This is a genomic window from Roseburia sp. OM03-7AC (assembly GCF_003462625.1).
Lineage (GTDB): Bacteria > Bacillota > Clostridia > Lachnospirales > Lachnospiraceae > Roseburia_C > Roseburia_C amylophila.
The window spans coordinates 293,075-316,416 of sequence record NZ_QTZJ01000002.1 but is presented as its reverse complement, the minus strand read 5'-3'; the positions used below and the strand labels follow the sequence as shown (position 1 = coordinate 316,416).

At 34.9% G+C, this 23,342-nt stretch carries 28 protein-coding genes and 1 pseudogene; 5 read left to right on the top strand and 24 right to left on the bottom strand.

What is annotated here, in order from left to right; genetic code table 11:
• Positions 1-15 precede the first annotated feature (15 nt).
• The 7 genes from DXB39_RS07835 to DXB39_RS07805 form a co-directional block, all read right to left on the bottom strand.
• Entirely contained in the window at positions 16-819 is an 804-nt protein-coding gene (locus DXB39_RS07835; RefSeq protein WP_199535126.1) for an HNH endonuclease, read from the bottom strand.
• 10 nt (positions 820-829) lie between these two features.
• Entirely contained in the window at positions 830-1,204 is a 375-nt protein-coding gene (locus tag DXB39_RS07830) for a hypothetical protein (RefSeq protein ID WP_117841284.1), read from the bottom strand.
• A gap of 16 nt (positions 1,205-1,220) precedes the next feature.
• Complete coding sequence (locus DXB39_RS07825; RefSeq protein WP_055155754.1) at positions 1,221-2,438, bottom strand: hypothetical protein; 1,218 nt, start codon at positions 2,436-2,438, stop codon at positions 1,221-1,223.
• Positions 2,431-4,953, bottom strand: coding sequence for a DNA cytosine methyltransferase (locus DXB39_RS07820; protein WP_117841285.1), 2,523 nt, complete (start codon positions 4,951-4,953; stop codon positions 2,431-2,433). The genes DXB39_RS07825 and DXB39_RS07820 overlap by 8 nt, the downstream gene beginning before the upstream one ends.
• Entirely contained in the window at positions 4,947-5,141 is a 195-nt protein-coding gene (locus DXB39_RS07815) for a hypothetical protein (protein WP_055155803.1), read from the bottom strand. The genes DXB39_RS07820 and DXB39_RS07815 overlap by 7 nt, the downstream gene beginning before the upstream one ends.
• Positions 5,142-5,286: 145 nt before the next feature.
• Entirely contained in the window at positions 5,287-5,613 is a 327-nt protein-coding gene (locus DXB39_RS07810) for an Arm DNA-binding domain-containing protein (protein ID WP_243005998.1), read from the bottom strand.
• Between the two features lie 92 nt (positions 5,614-5,705).
• Entirely contained in the window at positions 5,706-5,891 is a 186-nt protein-coding gene (locus DXB39_RS07805) for an AlpA family phage regulatory protein (RefSeq protein ID WP_015560978.1), read from the bottom strand.
• A gap of 396 nt (positions 5,892-6,287) precedes the next feature.
• Between DXB39_RS07805 and DXB39_RS07800 the strand changes: the two genes are divergently transcribed.
• The 4 genes from DXB39_RS07800 (at position 6,288) to DXB39_RS07785 (ending at position 8,536) form a co-directional block, all read left to right on the top strand.
• A complete protein-coding gene (locus DXB39_RS07800) occupies positions 6,288-6,842 on the top strand; it encodes a helix-turn-helix domain-containing protein (protein WP_117841286.1) in 555 nt (184 codons plus the stop codon).
• Positions 6,843-6,854: 12 nt separating this feature from the next.
• Positions 6,855-7,589, top strand: coding sequence for a hypothetical protein (locus DXB39_RS07795; RefSeq protein ID WP_117841287.1), 735 nt, complete (start codon positions 6,855-6,857; stop codon positions 7,587-7,589).
• A 343-nt stretch (positions 7,590-7,932) separates the two neighbouring features.
• The gene (locus DXB39_RS07790) at positions 7,933-8,292 is read left to right on the top strand and encodes a plasmid mobilization protein (RefSeq protein WP_117841288.1); all 360 of its coding nucleotides are present in this window, start codon (positions 7,933-7,935) and stop codon (positions 8,290-8,292) included.
• Positions 8,285-8,536 carry a hypothetical protein gene (locus DXB39_RS07785; protein ID WP_117841289.1) on the top strand — a complete coding sequence of 84 codons (252 nt, stop codon included), beginning with the start codon at positions 8,285-8,287 and terminating at the stop codon, positions 8,534-8,536. The genes DXB39_RS07790 and DXB39_RS07785 overlap by 8 nt, the downstream gene beginning before the upstream one ends.
• Positions 8,537-8,581: 45 nt before the next feature.
• Here DXB39_RS07785 and DXB39_RS07780 read toward each other — a convergent pair whose 3' ends face one another.
• The 17 genes and pseudogenes from DXB39_RS07780 to DXB39_RS07700 all read right to left on the bottom strand — a co-directional run bounded on the left by DXB39_RS07780 (position 8,582) and on the right by DXB39_RS07700 (position 22,429).
• Positions 8,582-9,406 (bottom strand): hypothetical protein, encoded by an 825-nt coding sequence (locus tag DXB39_RS07780; RefSeq protein WP_117841290.1) that lies wholly within the window; start codon positions 9,404-9,406, stop codon positions 8,582-8,584.
• A gap of 38 nt (positions 9,407-9,444) precedes the next feature.
• On the bottom strand, positions 9,445-9,714 hold the full coding sequence (locus DXB39_RS07775) for a hypothetical protein (RefSeq protein ID WP_243005999.1): 270 nt from the start codon (positions 9,712-9,714) through the stop codon (positions 9,445-9,447).
• A 377-nt stretch (positions 9,715-10,091) separates the two neighbouring features.
• Positions 10,092-11,609 (bottom strand): RNA-binding domain-containing protein, encoded by a 1,518-nt coding sequence (locus DXB39_RS07765; protein ID WP_117841291.1) that lies wholly within the window; start codon positions 11,607-11,609, stop codon positions 10,092-10,094.
• 78 nt (positions 11,610-11,687) lie between these two features.
• Positions 11,688-12,908, bottom strand: coding sequence for a DUF2971 domain-containing protein (locus DXB39_RS07760; RefSeq protein ID WP_117841292.1), 1,221 nt, complete (start codon positions 12,906-12,908; stop codon positions 11,688-11,690).
• 231 nt (positions 12,909-13,139) lie between these two features.
• Positions 13,140-13,547 (bottom strand): AlbA family DNA-binding domain-containing protein, encoded by a 408-nt coding sequence (locus DXB39_RS07755; protein ID WP_243006000.1) that lies wholly within the window; start codon positions 13,545-13,547, stop codon positions 13,140-13,142.
• A 33-nt stretch (positions 13,548-13,580) separates the two neighbouring features.
• Positions 13,581-13,976: a hypothetical protein gene (locus DXB39_RS07750; protein WP_117841293.1), complete on the bottom strand. Its 396-nt coding sequence runs from the start codon at positions 13,974-13,976 to the stop codon at positions 13,581-13,583.
• Positions 13,977-14,510 carry an NUDIX hydrolase gene (locus tag DXB39_RS15200; protein ID WP_330416502.1) on the bottom strand — a complete coding sequence of 178 codons (534 nt, stop codon included), beginning with the start codon at positions 14,508-14,510 and terminating at the stop codon, positions 13,977-13,979. It lies immediately after the preceding gene.
• Positions 14,493-14,693 (bottom strand): annotated as a pseudogene (locus tag DXB39_RS15195) (helix-turn-helix domain-containing protein); the annotation flags it as partial. The gene DXB39_RS15200 and the pseudogene DXB39_RS15195, both read right to left, overlap by 18 nt.
• 11 nt (positions 14,694-14,704) lie before the next feature.
• On the bottom strand, positions 14,705-15,766 hold the full coding sequence (locus DXB39_RS07740) for a S66 family peptidase (protein ID WP_117841295.1): 1,062 nt from the start codon (positions 15,764-15,766) through the stop codon (positions 14,705-14,707).
• A gap of 38 nt (positions 15,767-15,804) precedes the next feature.
• Positions 15,805-16,659, bottom strand: a complete 855-nt coding sequence (locus DXB39_RS07735; RefSeq protein WP_117841296.1) for a hypothetical protein — start codon at positions 16,657-16,659, stop codon at positions 15,805-15,807.
• 67 nt (positions 16,660-16,726) lie between these two features.
• Entirely contained in the window at positions 16,727-17,845 is a 1,119-nt protein-coding gene (locus tag DXB39_RS07730) for a M24 family metallopeptidase (protein ID WP_117841297.1), read from the bottom strand.
• Position 17,846: 1 nt separating this feature from the next.
• Positions 17,847-18,503: an HD domain-containing protein gene (locus tag DXB39_RS07725; protein ID WP_117841499.1), complete on the bottom strand. Its 657-nt coding sequence runs from the start codon at positions 18,501-18,503 to the stop codon at positions 17,847-17,849.
• An 84-nt stretch (positions 18,504-18,587) separates the two neighbouring features.
• Positions 18,588-19,148: a flavodoxin family protein gene (locus DXB39_RS07720; RefSeq protein ID WP_117841298.1), complete on the bottom strand. Its 561-nt coding sequence runs from the start codon at positions 19,146-19,148 to the stop codon at positions 18,588-18,590.
• A gap of 129 nt (positions 19,149-19,277) precedes the next feature.
• Positions 19,278-21,053, bottom strand: coding sequence for a relaxase/mobilization nuclease domain-containing protein (locus DXB39_RS07715; RefSeq protein ID WP_117841299.1), 1,776 nt, complete (start codon positions 21,051-21,053; stop codon positions 19,278-19,280).
• On the bottom strand, positions 21,032-21,394 hold the full coding sequence (locus DXB39_RS07710) for a plasmid mobilization protein (RefSeq protein ID WP_117841300.1): 363 nt from the start codon (positions 21,392-21,394) through the stop codon (positions 21,032-21,034). Before DXB39_RS07710 ends, DXB39_RS07715 begins: the two co-directional genes overlap by 22 nt.
• A 147-nt stretch (positions 21,395-21,541) precedes the next feature.
• Positions 21,542-22,033 carry a hypothetical protein gene (locus DXB39_RS14765; protein WP_158565979.1) on the bottom strand — a complete coding sequence of 164 codons (492 nt, stop codon included), beginning with the start codon at positions 22,031-22,033 and terminating at the stop codon, positions 21,542-21,544.
• Entirely contained in the window at positions 22,034-22,429 is a 396-nt protein-coding gene (locus DXB39_RS07700; RefSeq protein ID WP_117841302.1) for a hypothetical protein, read from the bottom strand.
• Positions 22,430-22,711: 282 nt separating this feature from the next.
• Between DXB39_RS07700 and DXB39_RS07695 the strand changes: the two genes are divergently transcribed.
• Positions 22,712-23,308 (top strand): helix-turn-helix domain-containing protein, encoded by a 597-nt coding sequence (locus tag DXB39_RS07695; RefSeq protein ID WP_117841303.1) that lies wholly within the window; start codon positions 22,712-22,714, stop codon positions 23,306-23,308.
• Positions 23,309-23,342 lie beyond the last annotated feature (34 nt).

Below are 23,342 nucleotides of genomic sequence, written 5' to 3'. Positions count from 1 at the left end.
CTTGCAAAGCAATAATCATTTATTATCATCTACAATATACTTCAATTCTTCTACTGTAACAATATAATTTTTAAATCTATGCAACATTCTATGGCAATTTGCACATACGCATATTAAATCTGTCTCCGGATTTATAACTACTTCTTGCTCTAATGTTGCTAAAGGTTTTATATGATGGACTTCAATATAACCTTTTCCCAACTCACCATATTTTTGTCCAAAATCAAATCCACAAATCATGCATTTCGTTCCATGAATTCGTATTGCTGCCTCTCTATTCTTAGAGCTACGCTCATATTTTGTAGTATAATAGACAGTTCTCTTTCCCTCAGTAGTCCCTACTATCTCTTCCTGAACGGTTTCTTCATCCCAATTGATTTCATGCTTAGATGCATTTCTAATTCTTTCTATAACCTCACAATTCCAGTGATATCCACGATAAAAATCATTTTCATATTCTTCTGGAACAGTTTCTAAAACTTTCTCCAAAGATTCTTTGTACAATCTTTTCGTAAAATCACTGCCTGTCGGATCTATTTCTCTCGAAAAATTATGATTCTCTTTAAGATTTTTTACATAATGTGTCACGCTGATTCTTCCATCAACGCTTGTTTCAAACGCATTCTTTAACGCCTCCGGCAAAGAATCTATGCTCACATTACGTAACGACATTCTTCCTTGCCCGGACCATGCTCCTGCTTTATCATTATTTTCAGTATATACTCTTATAAGTTCCTCTTCTTTTGATAAAAATCCTAATACTTCATAATAGTCTTTTTCACTGTTAAAATGTAAAATATTCCCCCAGTTTAATTCCATGAAATCCCCCTTATCCTCTAAGTCCAAGTTCTTTTGCTACCTTTTTAATCTGACAAATAAAACTATCCTCTTTACGTTCATCTGACATTTCTATCGGAGAAGTTGTTGACCATCTATATATCTGTTCGATACTTCCATATCCTCTTTTAAATAATCTAGCATACTTTATACAGTTAGCTTTAGACGGTGCATCTGATAATATTATTTTTAATTCTTCATCTTTCCATTTCTGCCCCTTATTTGACGTGTCCCGCAAATATTCGTTCTCTTTTTCAAAATCAATCAACAAATTATTCACTAGAATCATTTTCTCATCATACGATATATTGTCGACATCACTTTTTAACGCATCAAATAATTTTTCTTTAAATTCTTTTCTCTTCAAATAACTTTCTCCTCATTTAAACGTAATACTTCTCAATACAATTTAACAGCCCATCAAAATCCAGTTCTTGAATTTCATAAAATTCCTCTGTTCCTAATCCCGTATTCAGTACTGTCTGATACAAATAAAAATCATATATAATAGGAGCTTTATTTTTCCCTAGCAAGTTATCTCTAATAGTACCTGTCTTAGAGATCAAACACACATATTGATACGCTCTATCAATATATTGGGTATTATTGTTCGGATGAGCATATGTATAATGTTGTGTAGGTGTCAAAGCAATCAAGTTCTCCAAATAGTCTGCAATTGCAGGATAATCACTTGCCGGAAATATATGATGCATCTGTGTAGCTGGATCCTTGATATGCCTTTCATCATAAACTTCCGTCTTTCCATTTCGATACTGATCATTAAATCTACGCAAATTCTTTTTAGCTCGATTAATACGATACGTTGTCATGCAGTCTTCACTAGGCTTCGGCAATGTTATCTCATACTCAATTCTCGTCATATCTTTCGGTTTCTCAGATAAAATATCTCTCCAATTTCTCTGATTATACATAATCATATCTTGAGTAATAATATCTTTTGATATATGACCTCTTTCCGTTCCACATTTCCGATATTTACAAGCTAATGGATTCAACACTTTAGTAAAAATTCTACCACATTCTGTTGCTCCATTTATCGGCGTATAATTGATTGTAAATTGCGTATATGCATCTTTCAATTCTCTAAAACTGTTTTTATCCTGTAACCTGAAAAAGTATTCAAATATTCTATAAAGTCCACTATCTTTAAGAACTTTTTCAATATATAAACATAAGAAGTTAAAACTATTTCTTTCTCTGAAACTTATATACTCTAACAATTCTTGATTCACGATAGAATACGTGTATCCTCTTCCACTTTTTTCACCGTGAATTACGCCTGCCGCATCAAGTAACTTTATTGGCTGTCCAAAATACTTATCGTATTCATTTGATGCTTTCTGAGTAGGATTTGGTTTGCTAAAAATTTGTTGAACATTTTCCACCGTATAATCACTATACCAGATATCATTTACTGTAAATCTCTTATCCTCTCTATTACTGGTATATTCCACAATACAATCAGATACCAGGCATACTACATCCATTGTACATTTTTGATCTATCCAACGCCCATTATGTGTTTTCCTGATATCATAATCATGTTCATCTAAAAATTTTTGTATTGTTGTATTATCCATTACAGCACTCCTTTAGTACCCCATAAAAAAATACACTTGTTGCATCCACGTTTAATGAACGTGTTTGATAGTTTCTTGCGATTTGATAAAACTTTCTGTATTCTGCAGAAGAGAAATATTCCATTTGTCTTTCTGATAATGCCATCTTTTCTTTAGGAATCAATACTGCAACCGAACCATTTACTACTACATTTCCAGAATTACGCATTACCCTTGGTTTATATGTCATATTCGGAGTTAAATAAACATTCTGATTTCCCACAAATTTATAAGCACTCAAATTTTCTACAGTGTCTTTCTTTATATAAGAGTCATATCCCGGAATATCAATTATTTCCTTTCCATCATCACTTATATTTCTTGATTTAATAACTCTTAAACAATCTTTGCCTTTATCCTGAGTTGTATTGGAATTGGTAATCTGTCTATCTCTGAATACCGTAAACTTATCAAAATCAAGTCTTTGAGAAATACCATCAAAAAAATCATTTCTATAAATAATCCAGTATGGATATTCCTTATCTGTAATATACTTCTGCTTTTGAACCACGGTTTTCTTCAAAGTCAATGATTCCACTTTAGTTTCATTTGGCTTTTCGTTTGTATCAACAAATAGACAAATTGTTTCTACCAACACTCCCTTGAAACCATTTTCCCCATAGTCCTGTATACAATCAATTTTTTTAGTTGCAAGCAGGTCACGAGTTTTTCTGAATTCCGGGGTATTTAATACCGCTTTTGGCGTTATCATAACAACATAATCTGATAGTGTCATTGCCTTTTCTAGAAAGAACTCAAATGTATTAGTTGTTTCTTTATTAATGTTGTTTTTCAGATACTTTGCGGCATCTTTTGATTTCAACTTTGAAAATGGAGGGTTTCCAATAACTAAATCATAATGCTTGTTAAAATCATACAACAATGTGTCTGCTTGAATAAAATTCAATTTCATATTAGATGGTATCTTTTGCTTAGCTAACAACAGTCTTAATATTTCCAGGTTACGACCATCAATATCTACCACATCAATATTTACTTCTTTGGTTTCCTCATATTTTTTGAAAATAAAAGGCAAGAAATTCCCTATTCCTACGGATGGTTCCAAAATAGTTATCACATCTTTCTCTATAGATGGCAACTCCTTAAATATTTCATTCAAAATAAACTTGTTCGTATAATATGCAGCATTATTTTCCCTTTTTGAATTTGTTAATTCAGCAATCCTTGCTAATGATGCATTCCCTAAATTGAGCGGATTATTCTGAATAAATTTAATCAAATTCTCTGCATCTTCCAACTTATAATTCTCTATCGTTTTATTTATAATTGCAGTTGTAAAATGCTCTTGTTCCATAAAATTTTTTATATTCTCTGCTATTTGGAAAAATACACTTGTCGGAACTGCTTCTCCAATACTTTGTCTTATCTTTATTTCTTCTTTTTTTAACAAAGCTTTTTTATTCTTTTCTGGAAGTGCATTTAACTCTTCTAGAGAAAAATTTACCCATTTAAATTCATCTGGAATAGTCATAATTTTCATAAGTTCACGAACAGAAAATACTCTATCTTCTTTCGGATGAACTGTATTTTGGCTTGCCAGCTGATCATTTCTTGTATGAATACATGGTGCAACTTTATCCCAGTATTGACGTGTATACTTATCGCCGTTTTTCTGAATATTAGGTACAATTTTACCATCCACAATTTTATGTGGACGTTTCAGTTCATCTTGATTATCAAAAGCGCACTCCCCTTCTTTCAAATCATGTATCCAACATCTCATTCTCTCTGGATATGTTCTAAATGCATGGTAAAAATCGCTTGAACAAATCTCTCCCCATTCAAGTTCTGGCATATTGCCGATAATACTTCTAAGACTTTTTTCTTCTACATACGCTGGATACAACTCTATCGGAGATACATATTCTGCCATCTCTCTATTCACACCTATAACAACAGTACGTGTTCTAGATGAATTGGAACCATAATTTTTAAAATTCAATATTCTACTAGCGATAATATACTTTTCGCCTAATTCTTCATATATAACATCGCCTATTGCCTTTACCGAACCATCTGGTGCTGTACATCCAGTTTTCATAAAAGCAGCCACATTTTCAAAAATAAAAAATCTAGGATTTATTTTTTGAACCAAATGTACCGATTCTACCACTAAACTATTTCTAATAATCTCATTTTCGGCTTTCTTATGGTTAGCAACTGACATACCCTGACAAGGCGGAGTTGCAATTAGAACGTCCACTTTATCGTTGCCCATCTTTTCCCATTTTTTTATTTCTGCAAAAATCTTATTTTTTGTTTCTTCTGTCGTTATATCGTCACAGATGTATCCAGAATCGAATTTACATTTATCATTAAATTTTTGAACATTTATTCTTCTTTCAATCAATTCATTTGTTGCTATACATTCGAATCCTGCTTTTTTAAATCCAAAGCAACCAACACCTGCACAACTAAACAAGCTTATATATGTCAATGTTTTATCTTTTAACATTTTGATACACCTCGCTGACCATGATTATTTTTTCTAGCATCTGCAGGCTTTATAGAATCTTGCGGAATAAGCCATGTTTTTCCTTTTTTTATAACTCCATTTATACGATTTTGTTCGCAAAGAACAGCAATTCTCCTTGAAGAAATCCCCCACTCTTTTGACATCTCCATTGTTGTTAAGTAATCCATATTCATCCTCCGTTAGTTCTCCTCATCATTATATTCATTTATCTGAATAATTGCAAGCTTTTTTATCGAACTCATGTTCTTTTCTCGATATTTTTACATTTCATTATTTTTATGATAAAGTGCAGCTAAAAAGCCGCCCTATACTCTACACATAGACAATCTTTTTTACTACAATCTCTTCCGCACAAGCCCGGATATTATTCATTCCCCCGACCCATGCCATGTGTTCTTTGGTAAGCCATGTGTTGAGTTTGACATAATTTTTCACATCCTCTGTATACAGCTTCCAGAACTCTCCAAATGTCATATCCAGATTATTCTCCTGCCGTATTTTGTAATTACGCTCATAATCAAGTGCTTCCCTCTTTGTTGCAAATCCTCTCTTCTTTATCTGTTTATTTTCCCCAGTCCAGTCCTTACAATAGAATTTGACAAACCAGGTGCCTGTCTTACTGTCTTTATAAGCTGGCATATTCATCATCTCCTTCTTTCCATATGAAGAAGCAGATGCCTAAGCCGTATCGCTTCTGCACCTGCCTCTGTCACAATCTTCTTACCTGTTGCTTATCCTGCATCACTCATACCATAAATGCGTTCTTCAAAATATTTTCTGCTTACTTTTCCACGGATAACAATGTAACCCTTCTTTTCAAGTTCACTGTTGATCTGTCTCATAAGCTTGTATGCTGCTGATCTTGAAATTCCTAGAATCTGCATCACATCTCCTACTTCTAAAAACTTTTCGTTCATGCCTTTCACCACCTTTCCTTTAAATATTTGTTTTGGCGTTTCTCCATACCAGTTCTGCTGATGTCACTACCAGCCTCCTTACCTGAGATAATCTCCTGTAATACCGCCCGCTCCTGCTCGAGGTACTCGGTCCGCTTGGGGGAGTGTCTACATTCGCTCGATTCCTATGAATGTCATGGCAAATGCCTGTTAGATTTCTGATACCGCTCATTCAGTTGTTTTTTCAATACCATATTGTATAGATAATTGAATTGATATTATTCTATACCGTGTGGTATTGAATTGTCAAGAAGTTTTTCTAATGTTCTTGTATAGAAAAACTTCCATTTTCATTTTTTCCGTGTTATACTGTCTTTAACAGTCCATCAGGGACAGATAAACGGAGGTGACTACACTATGACAATTGGTGAAAGAATAAAGAAAATACGGGTATTCCGTAAAATGACAATGGATGAGCTGGGCGGTGCACTTGGCTTTGAAGGCAAAAATATGTCTGTCCGCATATCCCAGTATGAAACCGGTGCCCGCATTCCCGGTGAAGATATGATTCTAAAGCTTGCTGATGCTTTGCGCTGCAATTACAAGGCAATCTCTGATTACAGCCTTGGTGCTGCTGAAGATATCATTGAAACACTTTTCTGGCTTGAAGAAAGTGCCACATCTCTCCCGGCACGTGGAAAAGGTACAAGATTCCCAGAGTACACAGCTCCCGGCAACCTGATTCATCTGACTGCAATGACACCTGCAAAATCTTCCGAGGCTGCCAGACCAACTTACAACGAAGATGATTATGACAGTACAGGCTCACCTGTCGCATTAACTTTTGAATATGGATTGGTAAATGATTTCCTTTCGGAATGGTGTGAAATGAAAACGAAATTAAATAGTGGAGAGATTTCTCCTAATGAATATTTTGAGTGGAAAATAACATGGCCTCATGTTACAGAGTAAGGAGGATTATTTATGCTTGAACAACTACTTGGTACAGCTCTTTTATGTTGCATTATTACAACTTTCTTTTATTGCTTATTCTATAAAATAGCATGTAGATTTAATATTAATGACTCCGAAGCAGATTGCCCGTATATAGAAGATTATGCATCTAGCATTATTATTTTTCTAGCAATTTCTTCATTAACATTATTAATTGTTGTGTGTTACTATATTACTATTTCGTCAAAGCTACCTAAATTTCTGAATGAGAGCGGCTTTGCTTTTGCATTTTTACAATTGTTAGCAGGACTTTTTATACGACTACTACATAAGCTTTTCTTCTTTACAATAAGCAAAATAACCAAGATAACTTCATACCACAAACTTACCTCTTCAGAAATATCTTGGACTTGGTTAATTCTTTGCTTTATTTATGGAATTGTTTTTCTTATTAACAAAGAGTATACTATTGCTTTTACTTATTTTGTAATAAATATCAGCTATTTCTTTTGGCTTGATTCTAGTTGTTCATCAATTATTGAGAAATTGGCAAGCATAAAAAAACTATCTAAATCATATTGGTATGTTATCTTCTTCATCGGGCTAACCGCCTTTATAACATTAAGATACCATTCAAACGTACAAATATTCTTTGCTTTTATTGGATTACTAACAGGTATAATTTTAAGTATCATAGCTATGCAATATTCTCTAAAAAAACATTGCAAGAAAAGAGATGACAATTCTAATAGTAGTTCACTTTAGTACCAAAATAGTACCACAAGGCAAAAAACAAGCTCGCAAACGCCCATTTTACTAGGTTTTGCGAGCTTTTGAAAATTATTCAAACTCTTCCCAAAGGAAGTATCATCAAATCAAAAATGCTGATTTTATGCGGCATTCCACCGCATCTGTTTCATCTAATGTTACTCTTTTCATATCGTTTTCAAAAACTTTAGTAGCAAATCAGTTGCAATTATTAAATATTGCATCTACGAAATCCATGGCAGATATAATCTACTTTTACTACTAAAAGCGAATAATCAAATGTGGCTTGCGGGTTCTTACTCGTGCCTGCTGCCACACCCACTATGAAAGGAGCTTTTCTATGAGCAATCAACACAAACACCCAACTATAAGTTTTAGAATCAGTGATGCTGAACGCAAGCAAATCGAAGCCCGCATCCTTGCCAGCGGAATGATGAAGAAAGATTACTTTGTCCGTTCCTGCATCTATAATCGCATCTGCGTTGTCGGCAAGAAAGAAAACATATATCCTCTTGTACAGACTGTTAATGCACTATATCTGCAATTACTTGAAATGCAGAAAGTATTTACATCAACTGGTACGCTTCCTGCTTCAGATGAAATCAAGGAATTGCAAACAGAATACACCAATATGCTTACAGCTATTATTGACCTCTTGGATGGTGCAAAATATCTGTGGGAAGGAGAATCCCATGAATAATAATTTTGATTTTCAATTTGGTATGTATGCGCCTGCCACAGACTCCATCATTATCAATACCGGCGAGAATTCTGTTCTTATTATCCGTTGTAAGGAATGTAATTCCTCCGTTACTTTTGACGACCCGATCGATGTTGTGTATCTTTTCCGGCTAGCAAAGGAAACACCTCTGCTGTATGCCGAGCTTGCAATGAAGGAAAATGGATTGCAGGATTATGTGGATGCTATGAATGAATTTAATTAATACCTATACCAGTCCCTCCATACACACTTGTTGGGACTGGTTATTTTATTCACAGATTACTTTCTCATATTTATGATATGTAATTGAAACTCCTGTCATCTCCTCCAAACTATATGTTCCTTTTTTTAAAACAATCGTTTCCCCTTGTATTTCGCAGTCCATAACCACAAATTTGCCATTATAATTCGATACTATAGCTCTATTCTGTTCAATAACCTCATATGATTTCTTGTCACTAATTTCATAGTCCATTTTTATTGCAATTCCTGTTGCTACATTCATAACATATAGCAGCAACGCTATTGATAATACTATCTTTTCAACTTTATTATATTTTCTATTTTTCCAAAAGAAATTCCTGATTATTATAAAATATGCTATCATTACGTCCACAATTAAAAACACTATAATTGTCACATAATTATCTACAATTTTTCTCAACCATGTCCAAGGAATAATTTCTATCAAGTTAATTGTATATAATATATTTTGAACAAACAAAATACACACCGTAAAAAGGAACATCAGTATCACATATATCTTGCTGTTAATTTTTTCACTTATATACGAAAATATGAAGGGATAAGCAAACATAAGAAATGCACATAGAACAAAAATCAATTTATTTTCAAACATTTCTGTTCCACTAAAATACTTTCCATCTATCCCATAAAAACTTGAGCATGAAACAGAAAAGCTCTTTGAAATTACCAAATTCATTGTTCCTACTAAAGTAATAAACGCAGCTAAACCAGTGCCCAAAATATTCCATACATTATCTTTCAAAAATTGCTTAACCTTACTATCTCTTGTACTTTTATAAGTATTTCCTTGACTGTCTACAATCTCTTTACTTTGTTTGTCTTGCATATCTTCATCCTTCCTTTAAAACCTAAATTTAATTAGTATTATAATACAGCATACACTTTATTCTTTGTCTTCCTCTCACCTTTAAGAATCTCTAGCTTTTCTGCTTTTGACAACAAACGACTTGCTGTCTTTACCTCAACGCCCAACAATTCTGCCGCAATAACACTGTTTATTTTTTTATTTCCATTCAAATACCCTAAAATAACCTGCATTCTAGCTCTTTCCAATTCGGACATTAATTTGGACATTGATTCAGACATTGCCACTTTATTTTCAAATCCATCCCTAATATGAATAATCGTATTCAAATATACACAGACTTCGTTGCCTGATAAGGACCACTATCACCTGCCGAACGCCATAAGTATATTAAAAATATGCCAACACGTCTCTTACTATAAGTTGTGAAAATGCAATTCAGCTTTCTTACTTGATACCCCCAATGATATTGTGTATCTATACCGGCTGGCACATGAAAGTCCTCTGCTGTATGCTGAATTGACTTGCAAAACCAATGAATTACAGGAATATGTTAACGCAATGAATGAATTTAATTAATTGGGGCTATTTAAACTATATCAAGCTGCAATAATGAATAGTTCGGATAACTCAATCTAATAAAATAGCTTTCCGACACTTTTTTCGTCGCTTTTTTCGTCGCTTTTTCAACGAAAAAAGCGACGAATTATTTTAATCTATACAACTTGCCTTTTGTTTTCCCATTATCAATGAGTTTATCAAGTGCAATTAATTCCTTTAACAATTCCTTTGTCCTAGTATCCTTTAATCCCAGATTATCAGCTATTTCAGCTGTTTTGTGCCATTCTCCATCATTTAATAATTTTAAGATTTTTTCATATTGCTCTATCTTTTTCTTTGATGATTTTTTCGTTGCTTTCTCATAGCTATCTGGCAGCAAAACTTCATCATCCGCTTCCAAAAATGCCGGGTGGATTGGAATTCTTATTCTCATAGCTCGTCTATCTTCATCCGTAAAAAACTCCGCTCTTGGTGAGCCATTCTTCTCAAGTTCTTCCTGTATTGTTGGTATGCCAGAAGAATGTCCCTCTGATAAATCCAGTTCTTTTAAAAACTCTCCAAGTCGTCTATTTCTATAATATCTCGAAACAAATCTCTTTCCCTCAGCTATCGTTTTTTCTGAAATAGATCTGTCTATCCCCGGAAAATTCATAATATTTATGCAATCCGGCTCTATCTCTATAGTTACTGGTTCAAAGGACATATAATCTCTGTGATAAAAGGCATTTACAACAGCCTCCTCTATCGCCTGATATGGATAATTGAATATCCTTAACGCCTCCATCTGATTTGGTACTTTAATTACCTTCTCTCGAATAATCAAATTACGAAATCTTTCCATTGTTGCCTGAATCATCTGTGGCACAGAACCTGTAATATTGGGAAAATCTTCACTAATACTTGGATTCTCAATGCTTCCTTCAGGAAAAGAGGTCATCTGTACATAAGTATATCCAAAGAATTTTTCTGGATGCTCACAGAACATCATAATTGCCACATTCTGAATATATCTGAGTTCTGGCGGACCAACCAATAGCTGCATATCATTAAGTATTTCCTCAACACCACGTTCACTTACCTGTTTAGCAAGCTTACTACCGGTTTTTCTCAAATGATCTTCTAACAGCACCGGTGAAATATCCTCAAATGTTGCCTTATGGTTTGCTCTGCAATCAAACGGAGTTTGATCTGACATATTAATCAGTTCTCGCTCCTGTTCACTATTTGCCTTAACAGAACTTGTCTGATAACGAATATAATAATTGTACTTCTTTTCTTTCTTACTTGTTACATGCTCTGGTGATTTATAAGGTCGCTGCTGTCCTGTTCTGACAACAATTACAAAAATCCATTTTCCATCCACTTCTGCTGGTATCCCCTGTGGAAAGTAGGGTGGAGAAATCAAATTATTGTACCCCAACATATCTTTCTGTATTGAATCCAACATATATTCAGATAAGCCCTTTACCGGACGCTTGGCAACACCATTTTCTTCCTCAACACCTACAACAATATAACCGCCGCCATCATTATTATAATCATTTGCGAATGCACAGACACTATGGTAGATATCGTCAGGATTCCACCCAGTCTTAAACTCTATTCGGTCTGATTCTAATTTTCTTTTGTTTAATAAATCCTCTACATCCATTTCAAGTTCCATAGCGTCATCTCCATTCCTACACAGCTATATTCTAAATATAATTATCATTTCTAATTTTCTTAGTATCTTATTTGATTTTTATTTCCAAAACTTATATTTACTATCTCTTAACTCTCTCTGTCTCTTCTCTTCCTTTGATTGAAAATAATTATTTATATCGGCTTCGCAATACTCACCTTCAAGTTCAAAATTATATTCATGCATAGACATATCATAAACTTTAATATCTTTACGTTTTGCCAAACAATACAAATACTCTCTATTATCCCTATGCATTCTGCATCCAATATAAATTGCCTTTATCGGGAAAAATGGTATCATATTGTCATATATTTTACATATATCCACAGGCAGCAAAAGTCGCCATTCATTTTCATATTTCCACGATGAAGATTTTGTGATAAATGACAGCATTAAACTTTTATCAAGTTCCATCTGTTCATATGCTGTAAGCGGGATTTTGTTTATATACTTGTATATTTTTCTTTTACTTAAAATAATCTGTTTTGCTCCATATTCGCAAGGCAATAATCCCCCTAAAATCATTGCATTTTCTCTTGAATCTGCAATAGGTTGTGTTAAATCGTACTCAACACAAAAGCCTTCATGATTTTGTGCATAATGTGCCCATAATTCCATATAAGAAGTCAACTTAAAATCATTAATATTAGCAAATGAAGTTACTTGTATCGTATTTTTTCTTAGCTCTTTTAGTCCATTTTCATATTTTATCCTATCATAATATAGTTTCCGACTAATTTCATCGCTTCCTTTACGTTCTTTTCTTAATTCAGGATCATAACAGATATGAGTAACAACACTATCAAAAGTATTATATATACTTCCATTATGCTGTTCCCAATCACCGCAATAACTATGTTCCAATTTATTCAATTCATCTTGTGATAATATCTCTCGTCCAACAGCGTCCGTTTCTTTCAGATAATCCAATAAACAGTATTTAAGAAATTCATTTTCATTTGCGCACAATAAGCAATCAAATGGATCATTAAAGTTACTAGGGTTATTCATAAAAACAGAATTGGTTTCAATACATTTTAAACTATTATGATTAAATGGAAAAAATTTAAACAAACTTTTGGGCATATGTTCTGTTTTATCTACATAACCTTCCCACATTGATTCATATAAATCTATTTTTTTATCTAAAGCATATTGGATTCTATTTTTTATCCAAGCTTTTTCCCATTTACCCTTATAAAATTTACTCCTATAATCAGACTTATCGTATGCTGATGTTTCTCTTCTATACTCCCATCTTGGATTTTCTCTACGCATCAATACGTACTTTCCTTTCTATTTACTACAACTCTTTAACAATCCTCATAAACTCTTCATATGAGTATGCACCATTATATCCCGGATTTTTTGTTTCAAATCTTCATCAATTAGGTGCGGGTTATCCATCAAGATAGTATCTTCCACACTGACTTCTTCCTTCGTAAGCCTTCCTCTTTTCACTGCCTTATCTTTAAATAACTGTATTGCATCCTGCTTTAAGTCAGATACTTACAGTTTTGGCAGAGGCACACCATCCCATGTTCTTCCCTGCGTTTTTAACAAAGCTCTTTCCAATTCCTTTCCAGTAATCTCACGCATGGTACTTCCGGAACGACAATAATATTTTCCACGAAAACTTATTAAAGATGGGTATTTATCAACAATTATCTGCAGATACTCAAGTTCGCCTTTATATAACAAGTTCACATCTGCAATGATTCCCATTGTATCTGTAATCTTATTAGGAATTCGTTCTAATAAATCTCTTGCATTATCAATACCTACAACATTACCATCGTCATCCGTATCTATGTATATTGTTCCACCGTAGGCATTGGCATATCCACAAATCCATTTTAAATACTCATCCTGCCATGATTCCTTCCACTCTATGGATTGATGTTCTTTTTCCTTCATATATCCACCAACATTCTTTATTTCTAAAGTATTTTACCGGTTATCCTTATCTTCAACTTTTATTGAGACTTTGACTAATTCATTTTGTTCTTTAAACCAAACAAATATTTTTACAGCTATAACAACCGCCACAATACTACATATACCAATAGCGACTTGTATTTTATGTGCCATAACAAATTTGCCAATCCAAATCACTCCATATGTCACTGCCCATATTGCCACAAATACAACAGTACGAATTATCCAATGAAAAAATGAGCCTGCAGATTTTCCAGATATAGAACCGCTTTGATACAAAACACCCACCTTATTATATGCCACACGATATGCCATTTCTCCAATAACTAATAGAATAATCCATTCATAGTACCATTCAATTGGTAACCCTAATGGCTCTGTTATTAAATCAAATATAAACTTAAACATTTATCTCCCTTCTTTCTCCACTTCCGTAAAAAAATACTCCAATGTATCCACAAACATATTTGCATCAAATAATTCTTTTATTTGACTTCTGTTCATCCACGCAACTTGCGCCACTTCATCTGTTGTAGCATTGCTCAAATCAACCTCTCCATCATACTCGAACAACCAAACATCTACAATTTTATTAACTACTTTACCGAACTCTATTTTCTTTATATCAGACAAAATAACATGTCCTTTTTCCGGTAATAAATCTACCCCTACTTCTTCTTTTACTTCTCTGAGTGCACCTTGCAAACTATTTTCCCCTTTTATCACTGAACCATCCACACATTCCCACACCAAGGGAAATGTTGGTCTGTTTGCCGAGCGCTGCGCAATCAGATATTCTCCCTTTGAATTGCGAATCCAAACATGTGCCACCAGATGATATCCGTCTATCGGTAACTGCTCACCCCTGACATGGTCTTTCCCAAGAAGCTCCCTATTTTCATCATACAAATCCCAAATTTCTGCATCCGGTACATACTCCACAATATCGCCAAAATCTGCATTTAAAGTCTTACAGATTTTGCTAAGAATTGTAAGACTTACCTCTTCATCACGTCGCAATTTTGTCATTGTATTCGGGGCAATTTCTGCCTTTTTACGCAAATCTGATTTGCTCATTTTTTTGTCAACTAATAATTTCCATAATTTGTTATATGATACAGCCATAGTATTCGCTCCTACCTATTCACATAAATCTTTTTCTGCTTCATATCTACCTTTGCAACAGCACCATACTGTAACGCACATCGTGGCATAGCATGTCCGAAATTCACATTATAAACAATCGGAAGTTTCTCATTGTCTATCACTCTAATAAGAATATCTTTATATTCCTGATAATAAGCTTCATCCTGTGGTTTTCCAACTAATACACCCTTTACCACGTCGAATACTCCCTTTTCTTTCAGTAATAACACTTCTCTTTCAAACAATTCAGGAGTCGGTTTTTCTTCGCAGGTTTCTATAAATAGAATTTTCCCAACCCACTCTTCCTTATTTGGAAACAGATCATATCTTTCACAAACTTCCTTTTCATCTTCATATCTGCTATTGGTCAATACATCATAAAGGCTTTCCAAACATCCACCTAATAATCCTCCTTGGAAAATTTCACTTCCCTGGAGAAGTTCAAACCCACGTTCTTCCTTATGAGTTTTTCTTTCTGTTCCTATTGCGACTCTTGAAAAATCTTCTCTTTCTTCATACCAAGTATCACTGGATGTAATTTCATCAGATTCATTACCTTCCAAATAACTCTCAAATGCCCTTTTGGTATATGGTAACATTTCATCTGCAATTTCTCCCAAATCACAAATAAAGTTTGGTCCGTAATAAGTAGACAAGCCCAGTTTATAAAACATCAAATGATTGATAGTAGTATCTGAGAATCCTGTAAATAATTTTGGATGCTCCTCTACCGCTTTTATAAACTCTTCATCTTCCATCAGATAAGGCAAAAGTCTGTATGTATCATCACCACCAATTGCACAAATAATCCCTGCAATAGAATTATCCAGAAATGCATCTTTTAGGTCTTTCGCCCTTGCTTGCGGGTGAGTTTGCAAATATTCAATACCCTTCAAAGCATTTGGCATAAATACCGGCTCCAAACCATATTCTTTTAATCTCTTTACACCAATCTCAATATTATGACTGCAAAATTCTTCACCAAGCATTCCACTCGACAAGCTTACAATTGCTACTTTGTCACCTTTTCTCAATTTTCTTGCATATTGCATACAGACATCCTCTCTCTTTGCTAAAACACTGTCCGCTTTTATACTTCTTCAATTTCATAAATACGTACAATTTTGTCAATTATTGACTTCATATCTTCTACAAGAGACTGGCTACTATATATAATCTCCTCCCTTAATTCATACTTCCTTTTTATCCTTTTATCATTATTATATCTATCAAAGAAATCATAATAATACGCCATATATTCCTCTGGTAACATATTTAATTCTATTACTGGCTGAGCATGCTTGCATGGCTTTCCATTTATAATGACATGGAGTGCTGACGCATAAATGCGCTTCAATTCTAGATAGATAGGCTCGTATAATCCATTTTCATAATCAACACAAACTTCACTTGAATACATACCTTCATTTCTTAATAAGTTCTCAATATCCTTAGTAAGATTTAATTCTCTTATAATTTGTACCGATTCTACTAGTACTTCCTCTTCCCATTCGTTACCTTCGCGGTCAGTATGATAAGCAATACCATCAATAATATTCCCATATATTTTTTCATAAGCTTCTGTAAAAATATCTACAATAATTTGATTAGCTACTGCAACAGGTTTTATATTATTATACTCTTGTATAACTTCATACAAATAATTACACTTATTTTGTATTTCTTCATTTAATCCAAATTTATACGATTCACAAACTACTTGTTTTAAAATGTCCGCTTTTATATTTATCAATATTGACCAGTCAAAAGTTGTATATGTTTTAATTTCATCAAGTAATGGCTGATATATTTGATTTTTGCGTTCAACAGCCATTGATGATTGTTTTTTTCCTTTAATCACACCACCAAACCATCCGCCTATACCACCTATAGCAAGCAGTATTGTTCCTGACACAATATCTTTTAAAACTTCATTCCAATCCATTGTTTTTGCCTCCTGAATTCAAAGCACACACTTTCTTTGTCACTAGACAATTAGCAAATATCCCCTTTTACAATTCTACCAACACATCTTCATCAAAATAATAAATATTCTCTTTCTTATACCCGTATTTTGAATCAGGAAATGCTATATGTGGCTCAAAAGTAAAATAATTCATCGCTACAAGTTTCGCCTTATTTCCTTTTTCAATATAAATTCTGTCACTCTTAACTTTCGCAATGGAATGTCCTAGATTACCCATAAAATCAAGATTCACAAATCCGTTTTCAACTATGAACTCATTCATATGATAATATAGTTCTTCAAAAGTGGTTCCTTTTGTAACAAAACGAAATAATTCTGCATGTAGCTTATCTTCCATTTGCAAACCACTTTTCCACTCTTGGTTCTGAATTAACTCTATATCATCTACAACCTCACCATTTTCTACAATAATAGTTCTAGCATAATCTCCCCAGATATTACCTACCTGTGGACTTAAATCAATTGTTATAATATCATTATTTTCTATAATTTTATCCGAAGTTACATATTGCTTTCCAGATACGGAAACCGTTGTTTCATCTCCTGCGAATACAAATGCACCAACATCCCAATACCAGAAAGAGTCTGCACCTAACTCCATCAGTTTTTCCTCACATAGTTTTCGAATATCAAATAACTTCATACCCGGCTTAATAATCTTTTTTATATATGCTATAGTCTGTTTTGCAGTCTGCTGTATCTGACTATAAGATTGCTTTTGTATTTGCAGATATTTTTCAATCAACTTTGGTTGTATCAATGGATAAGTCCAATTTTCTGGTAATTCATCCATAAGTACCACCTTCTCCATCTCGCAATGAAGTTCACCTGAAAATTCTCTTATTTCTGCAAAACATAATAATCCAAATGATTCCTCTCCGTTTTCATTTATACTGTTCTTACCTGTGACAGAATATACACATAGCTGTTCTATATCAAACTTAACGGCACCTGTTTCTTCTTGAAGTTCTCTTTTAGCAGTCTCCAAAATATCTTCCCCTTCTTCACGATGTCCACCCGGGACTTCATATGTATCGCGTTCTTTATGTTTACACATTACCCACTTCCCATTACTCTGTGAAATAATCACTGCAAACTTCAATAAATCGTCATCAACTGTATCATAAAAATTCACTTCTAACATATCACCTTTCTCCTTCCCACTCTGCCATGAATTCCTCAAGATAGGATTCCATGATAAATTGTCTATGCCAAGCTTTCTCCTTTGCAGCATCCGTATTCATCATATCCTTTAGCAATAGTAACTTTTCGTAAAAATGATTAATGCTTGTAGAATTTTGATTTTGCTGATACTCTTTTTTACTCATATTAATCAAAGGTTTTATCTCCGGATCATAAATCTTTCTACCTTTACTACCACCATAAGCAAATGCTCTTGCAATTCCAATTGCTCCGATTGCATCCAGCCTGTCCGCATCCTGCACGCATTTACCTTCTATCGTACTTGGCACAACTGAATCGTTTCCTGCAAATGATACTTCCTCTATAATCTTACACACAGTTTCAATAATTTCATTATCCACACCGTTGCCTTTCATAAAATCAACTGCCTTTCTCTTCGAAGCATAAGTTTCCGGTGAAAGCTTGGCATCATCTACATCGTGTAATAATGCTGCTAACTGCACAATCTGCATATCCGCATTTTCCTGCTTTGCAATTTCTACCGCCAACCGATAAACCCTAATGGTATGATGGTAGTCATGCCCACTGGAATCAGCAGCAAATATTTGTTTCACATATGTTATAGCATTTTCTATCATAATACCTGTCTCCAATATCATCACAACCCTTCTTTGATATAAAAATCTTGTAATACCAGCCAAAAACATTCCATCTATATGTGAATAATATCCATAATAAATCATTTAATCTATACTGTTACAGAATTCCTCGATTTCTTCTCTCCTGCATTCCAAATCTTCCTTATATTCCACCGAACACAAACCAAGACTATCACAACATTCAATTTCCATATGTCCATAAAAATGTTCTATGGTTGCAATAATCCTCTCACATTCCTTCATTCCCGGTCCAGTTCTTAATGCGATAACATATCCTTTCTTACCACTACTTATCTTGGCATGCGGTTCATGTGTGTTACACCACGGAGTGCATCTATCAATAAAAGATTTAAATTGTCCTGGTACATCTGCCCAATACGACGGAGAGACAGATATAACAATATCAGCCCATTCATATTGCTCAATTATCCTATCAACATCGTCATTCTGAACACATTTTGCTGTATTATGACAAGTTCTACATCCTTTGCAAAATTTTATATCATAATCATCAATACATATATTTTTAACATCATGTTTCTTTTCCAGACGAGCAGTAACTATATTAACAATTTCTGCTGTTGCTCCATTTCTTACAGGACTACAATTCATTATCAATACTTTCATTTTGACCTCCGCTTTCATGTACCATATTTTTATATGATATCACAGAATCACTACATCATCAATAACAATCGCAATCTCTTGCGATTGTTTCCCTATTTGCAATATATAATTCAGGTACGTAAAGTGAATCGGGGATATGCAGAGGAATCATCTTCCTCTGCCCCTATTCCACATCTTATCTTCTGCTTTATCTTTACCAGCATCTCTATCAACACTCTCATCATATATTCTCTGGAACTCCTCATAAAGCTCATCCCCATCCAGCTTTATTACAAGTTTTTTCATCACATCCGAAAACAACTTTATGCTTCCACTAATATCAGCAATATCAAATCCGAATATATCAGCCTTAACAGAATTACTGACATTCTCATAACCACCAAGCTCTGATATTCTCCTCATAATCCAGCCAACTTTATCCACAGGTTCTTTTTCTTTAGGTTCCACTAATTTACTTTTACCTGTTACATCAGTAATATCTTCATCCATTCTTGCCATATTCACATCAGACACATTATGAATATCTGACATTACAGGTATATCATTCTGAATATTGTTAGAATTCATCACCTCAACATTTATATCCGGCTCAACAACAACTCCCGCTCCTTTCTCAACCGCAGTATTCTCTTCCATCTCCGGTATCTCAACATCCCTGTCAGCAACAATCTCCTCATTCTCCGACACTGCATAATATGCCGTATACAAATCTTCTTTCACAATGCTATCAGCAAGCTGCAACTGTCTCTTAAGCTCCCTTTTCTCCTGCTTCAGCTCGTCCAGTTCTTCCTGCACTTCCACATGCCACATCTGATATTCCCGGTATTGTGCTTCTGTCTTAATACTTCGTTTCCTGCTAGAGTTTTCTCTATATATTGCCTTCTGTCTGCCCTCAATCTGCTGCATCTTTTCTTTCTGCCCACTTATGAAATCCACAAGTTCCACAACACTTTTGATGTCATTATTCACAAGCAACAGATATTCGTCCTGTAACCGATGAAATCTCTTCAAATCTTCCGTATACTTAGCTCCACCAACAACAAACCGCTTCTGCTCTACAATCCTTAACCTGTACAGCTTTGCATAAAACTTCTTCTGGAATGGTGACAGCTTCGTCCTGTGCAATCCTCTGATATCCGACGAATAAAAGTAAGGCTTTGCCATCCAGGGCATATCCACATGATGCCTTAACGTCTCCTCTGAAAACATTTCGTCTAGCTTTGCCAGTTTATGATAATACCGAAATCCCGGTGCCTGCACTTCCATCCACGCATTTTTCTTGAATACATATCCAAGTCTTTTCATCAGATATTTAAAATGCTCCACATTTCCGGCTGCATATGCACACATCTTGGCATCACGAAGAATTATTTCTTTCATGGACATTTCTCTTTCCCACTTGTCCCTACTGATATTCTTCGGATTTCTGCTGTACTCTGCCGGCATGATGGAAAGTCCAAGCTCATCACAATATTTATTTGTAATCGGCTGCAGATGATTCTTCCAATTGCCTTTAGGTGAATTATACTTCTTACCGGTTGTCATACTGACGCTATTCCAGATCAGATGCCCATGCATGTGCTCCCTATCGGTATGAACCGCATACACAGCCTCATAATCATCACCAAGCACATCCTTTGCAAAATGCTCCAGCACATACATTGCCTGCTCTGCCGTTACTTTTTCTTCCGGCGAAAATGATATGATCACATGATAGCCCTGTCTCTTACTATTTTTGTGAAATATATTCTTTGTCTCTTCCATCTGCTCAAATGCCGTATCCGGCAGGCAGTTAATACTGCCCATCAGTACACCTTCTTCTGTCTTATCCGGATTCTGGATATATTCCAAAGCATTCTTCAGGTGCGATGCCGGATTTCTGCCCTCTGATTCCATGATATTCAAGATCTTTGTAATTGCCATACTTCCAGCACCTCCCCGAATGTTTTCTTTACATCATCCAAACTGTTCTGCAGCTTGTCAATATCGCTGTAATACAATTTTCCCTGCGAATTGCCAAGCTTTACTACTTGATTAATATTATTTGCAATACCTGCAATAACACGGATTGCTTTTGCCCTGTCCTCTGGATAACTTGTATCAATGTTGCCTCCTGTCCGGATCAATTCTCTTATATAGGCACTTGCTGTCATTCCGGTTCGCTTAAGTGCTACTTTCAGAATATCCATATCTTTCTCCGACAGTTTTACAGAAATCTTATAATCTTTCCTGTCAGATTTGTATCTTCTCTTTCCATCTGCCATGCGTTTCTCCCCTTTCGTAGTTTTCTAATGCTTTATAAAACCAATATCTTTTTATCTGTACCATTGCTTTTCCAACCTTTCTTAAAAATGTGTTCATAGGTTTTGCACCTCGCATTACATGCTCGGTGTATTTGGCGTTCACACTGCTCATTTCCATGCAAGCATGAAATTCGTAGTGTTCACTGGTTTTGCAAGATGCGGAAAAGGTCGGGCCTTTTCCCGAAAAAATATAAACGCATCAGCGTTTACATAATTTTTCGTCTTGGCAGGAGCACCTGCACCCTGTATATGATATGTGGTGGCTAAAGTTCCACCTGATTTAAAAGTGGTGGCACTTTTTGCCATCACTTTGCTTGTTTGGTGGCATTTTCCGCCACCGCTTTTCCATTTTGATGGCATTTTCCGCCACCATAACTTTTTCTCGCTGATTTGAGCGGAGGCACTTTTTGCCGTCACTTTGCAGTTTTGGTGGCACTTTTTGCCCCCACTTTTGCATTTTGACGGCACTTTTTGCCTCCACACTTTTTCGGTTCTGATTTGTGTGGGGGCGCTTTCTGCCCCCACTTTGTGGTTTTGGGGGCGCTTTTTGCCCCCATTTTCATGTTTTGGCGGCGCTTTTTGCCCCCACACCGGTTTCACCTATTCAGTTGTCTCTTTCACCATTACATCTGCATCCGACATCACATTTTCTGCTATCTCAGCACCATCTTCCGGCAATCCATTTGTTTTAGGCGGTATATCCACTTCATCCTGTTCACTTATCACAGAATCCCCAACTGCCGCTTCATAATCCATTTCTTCTGCAACCTTGCTCCGGTTACGCTGCGGCTCATAATTCGGATTGTAATAATCTTCGTAACCATAGATTTTCTGTTCAAAGTACTTCCTTGGACATTTGCCCCGCATGGTGAAATAACCTTTTGCTTCAAGCTCTGCATTATATTCCTTTATAATTGCATATGCCTTTGTCATCCCGATACCAAGCATCTGGCTTATCTCACCTGCATCTATGAATGCTTCCTTTATACCCTTCATACAGCTCCTCCTTTCATAAATTGTTATTTTAAATACGTATTTTCACAAAGCAGCTATCCTATTCTTTATTTAATCCGTATTTTTAGTTCGTGCATATCTTAATATCCTTTTCAAAATTTGTCAATAGAACTTTTTGCAATTACGCACTTGCAATTCGTTTTTACTTATGATAAAGTAATCTTGCAATCACAAATAAGTCACTTACTGATACGTATTTCATTTATTATCAATCTTATACGCATCTTTACAACGGACTATTTCATATAAAGGAAGGTGGACAGAATGACTAATTCTCATTCCATTAAAATCACTATGTCTTCTCCAGAAGAAATCGGGAAGGCAATACAGAAACAGCGCAGAGCACAGAAGATTACTCAAAAAGAGTTTGCACAGCATCTTGGTAAATCAGAACGCACTATCCAGAAATATGAGTCTGGTGAAATACTAATGAAGATAGATGTTTTAAAACAGATTGCTAATGAATTAAATGTTCCATGGCAGGAGCTTTTATCTCCAGAAGATAATAATATTCCCAAAGATAATACGACTACTAAATATCCGGCATATGAATTCCACACTATGTCAGATGTAATCAACGCTCTCTTTGCCATAACTGAACTTACTGATTTTTCATTTGAGCTGTCCAACACCAAACCTCCTGAAAATCCTGAATGGACTGCCGGGATCAAGGTTAATGGCAAAGGCAATGGAAAATATGATGCAGACTTCTGTCTCTTTATGGAAAACTGGATAGCAAAGAAGAATATGCTTCAGACAGGAAAGCTTTCAAAAGAAAAGTTTGATTCATGGAAATCAGATATGTTAGCATATTATAAGGATTCCCGACTGGATAATGAAGCTGATTCAAAAACTGAATAATTGCAGGCTTACACCTTTAGTAAAGAAAAAGCTC

Excerpts from the sequence above, each read along its gene's own strand:
- DXB39_RS07835 (WP_199535126.1), bottom strand. The coding sequence starts at position 819 with ATGGAATTAAACTGGGGGAATATTTTACATTTTAACAGTGAAAAAGAC.
- DXB39_RS07825 (WP_055155754.1), bottom strand. The coding sequence starts at position 2,438 with ATGGATAATACAACAATACAAAAATTTTTAGATGAACATGATTATGAT.
- DXB39_RS07820 (WP_117841285.1), bottom strand. The coding sequence starts at position 4,953 with ATGTTAAAAGATAAAACATTGACATATATAAGCTTGTTTAGTTGTGCA.
- DXB39_RS07815 (WP_055155803.1), bottom strand. The coding sequence starts at position 5,141 with ATGGATTACTTAACAACAATGGAGATGTCAAAAGAGTGGGGGATTTCT.
- DXB39_RS07810 (WP_243005998.1), bottom strand. The coding sequence starts at position 5,613 with ATGCCAGCTTATAAAGACAGTAAGACAGGCACCTGGTTTGTCAAATTC.
- DXB39_RS07805 (WP_015560978.1), bottom strand. The coding sequence starts at position 5,891 with ATGAACGAAAAGTTTTTAGAAGTAGGAGATGTGATGCAGATTCTAGGA.
- DXB39_RS07800 (WP_117841286.1), top strand. The coding sequence starts at position 6,288 with ATGACAATTGGTGAAAGAATAAAGAAAATACGGGTATTCCGTAAAATG.
- DXB39_RS07795 (WP_117841287.1), top strand. The coding sequence starts at position 6,855 with ATGCTTGAACAACTACTTGGTACAGCTCTTTTATGTTGCATTATTACA.
- DXB39_RS07790 (WP_117841288.1), top strand. The coding sequence starts at position 7,933 with ATGAGCAATCAACACAAACACCCAACTATAAGTTTTAGAATCAGTGAT.
- DXB39_RS07785 (WP_117841289.1), top strand. The coding sequence starts at position 8,285 with ATGAATAATAATTTTGATTTTCAATTTGGTATGTATGCGCCTGCCACA.
- DXB39_RS07780 (WP_117841290.1), bottom strand. The coding sequence starts at position 9,406 with ATGCAAGACAAACAAAGTAAAGAGATTGTAGACAGTCAAGGAAATACT.
- DXB39_RS07765 (WP_117841291.1), bottom strand. The coding sequence starts at position 11,609 with ATGGAACTTGAAATGGATGTAGAGGATTTATTAAACAAAAGAAAATTA.
- DXB39_RS07760 (WP_117841292.1), bottom strand. The coding sequence starts at position 12,908 with ATGCGTAGAGAAAATCCAAGATGGGAGTATAGAAGAGAAACATCAGCA.
- DXB39_RS07755 (WP_243006000.1), bottom strand. The coding sequence starts at position 13,547 with ATGAAGGAAAAAGAACATCAATCCATAGAGTGGAAGGAATCATGGCAG.
- DXB39_RS07750 (WP_117841293.1), bottom strand. The coding sequence starts at position 13,976 with ATGTTTAAGTTTATATTTGATTTAATAACAGAGCCATTAGGGTTACCA.
- DXB39_RS07740 (WP_117841295.1), bottom strand. The coding sequence starts at position 15,766 with ATGCAATATGCAAGAAAATTGAGAAAAGGTGACAAAGTAGCAATTGTA.
- DXB39_RS07735 (WP_117841296.1), bottom strand. The coding sequence starts at position 16,659 with ATGGATTGGAATGAAGTTTTAAAAGATATTGTGTCAGGAACAATACTG.
- DXB39_RS07730 (WP_117841297.1), bottom strand. The coding sequence starts at position 17,845 with ATGTTAGAAGTGAATTTTTATGATACAGTTGATGACGATTTATTGAAG.
- DXB39_RS07725 (WP_117841499.1), bottom strand. The coding sequence starts at position 18,503 with ATGATATTGGAGACAGGTATTATGATAGAAAATGCTATAACATATGTG.
- DXB39_RS07720 (WP_117841298.1), bottom strand. The coding sequence starts at position 19,148 with ATGAAAGCGGAGGTCAAAATGAAAGTATTGATAATGAATTGTAGTCCT.
- DXB39_RS07715 (WP_117841299.1), bottom strand. The coding sequence starts at position 21,053 with ATGGCAATTACAAAGATCTTGAATATCATGGAATCAGAGGGCAGAAAT.
- DXB39_RS07710 (WP_117841300.1), bottom strand. The coding sequence starts at position 21,394 with ATGGCAGATGGAAAGAGAAGATACAAATCTGACAGGAAAGATTATAAG.
- DXB39_RS07700 (WP_117841302.1), bottom strand. The coding sequence starts at position 22,429 with ATGAAGGGTATAAAGGAAGCATTCATAGATGCAGGTGAGATAAGCCAG.
- DXB39_RS07695 (WP_117841303.1), top strand. The coding sequence starts at position 22,712 with ATGACTAATTCTCATTCCATTAAAATCACTATGTCTTCTCCAGAAGAA.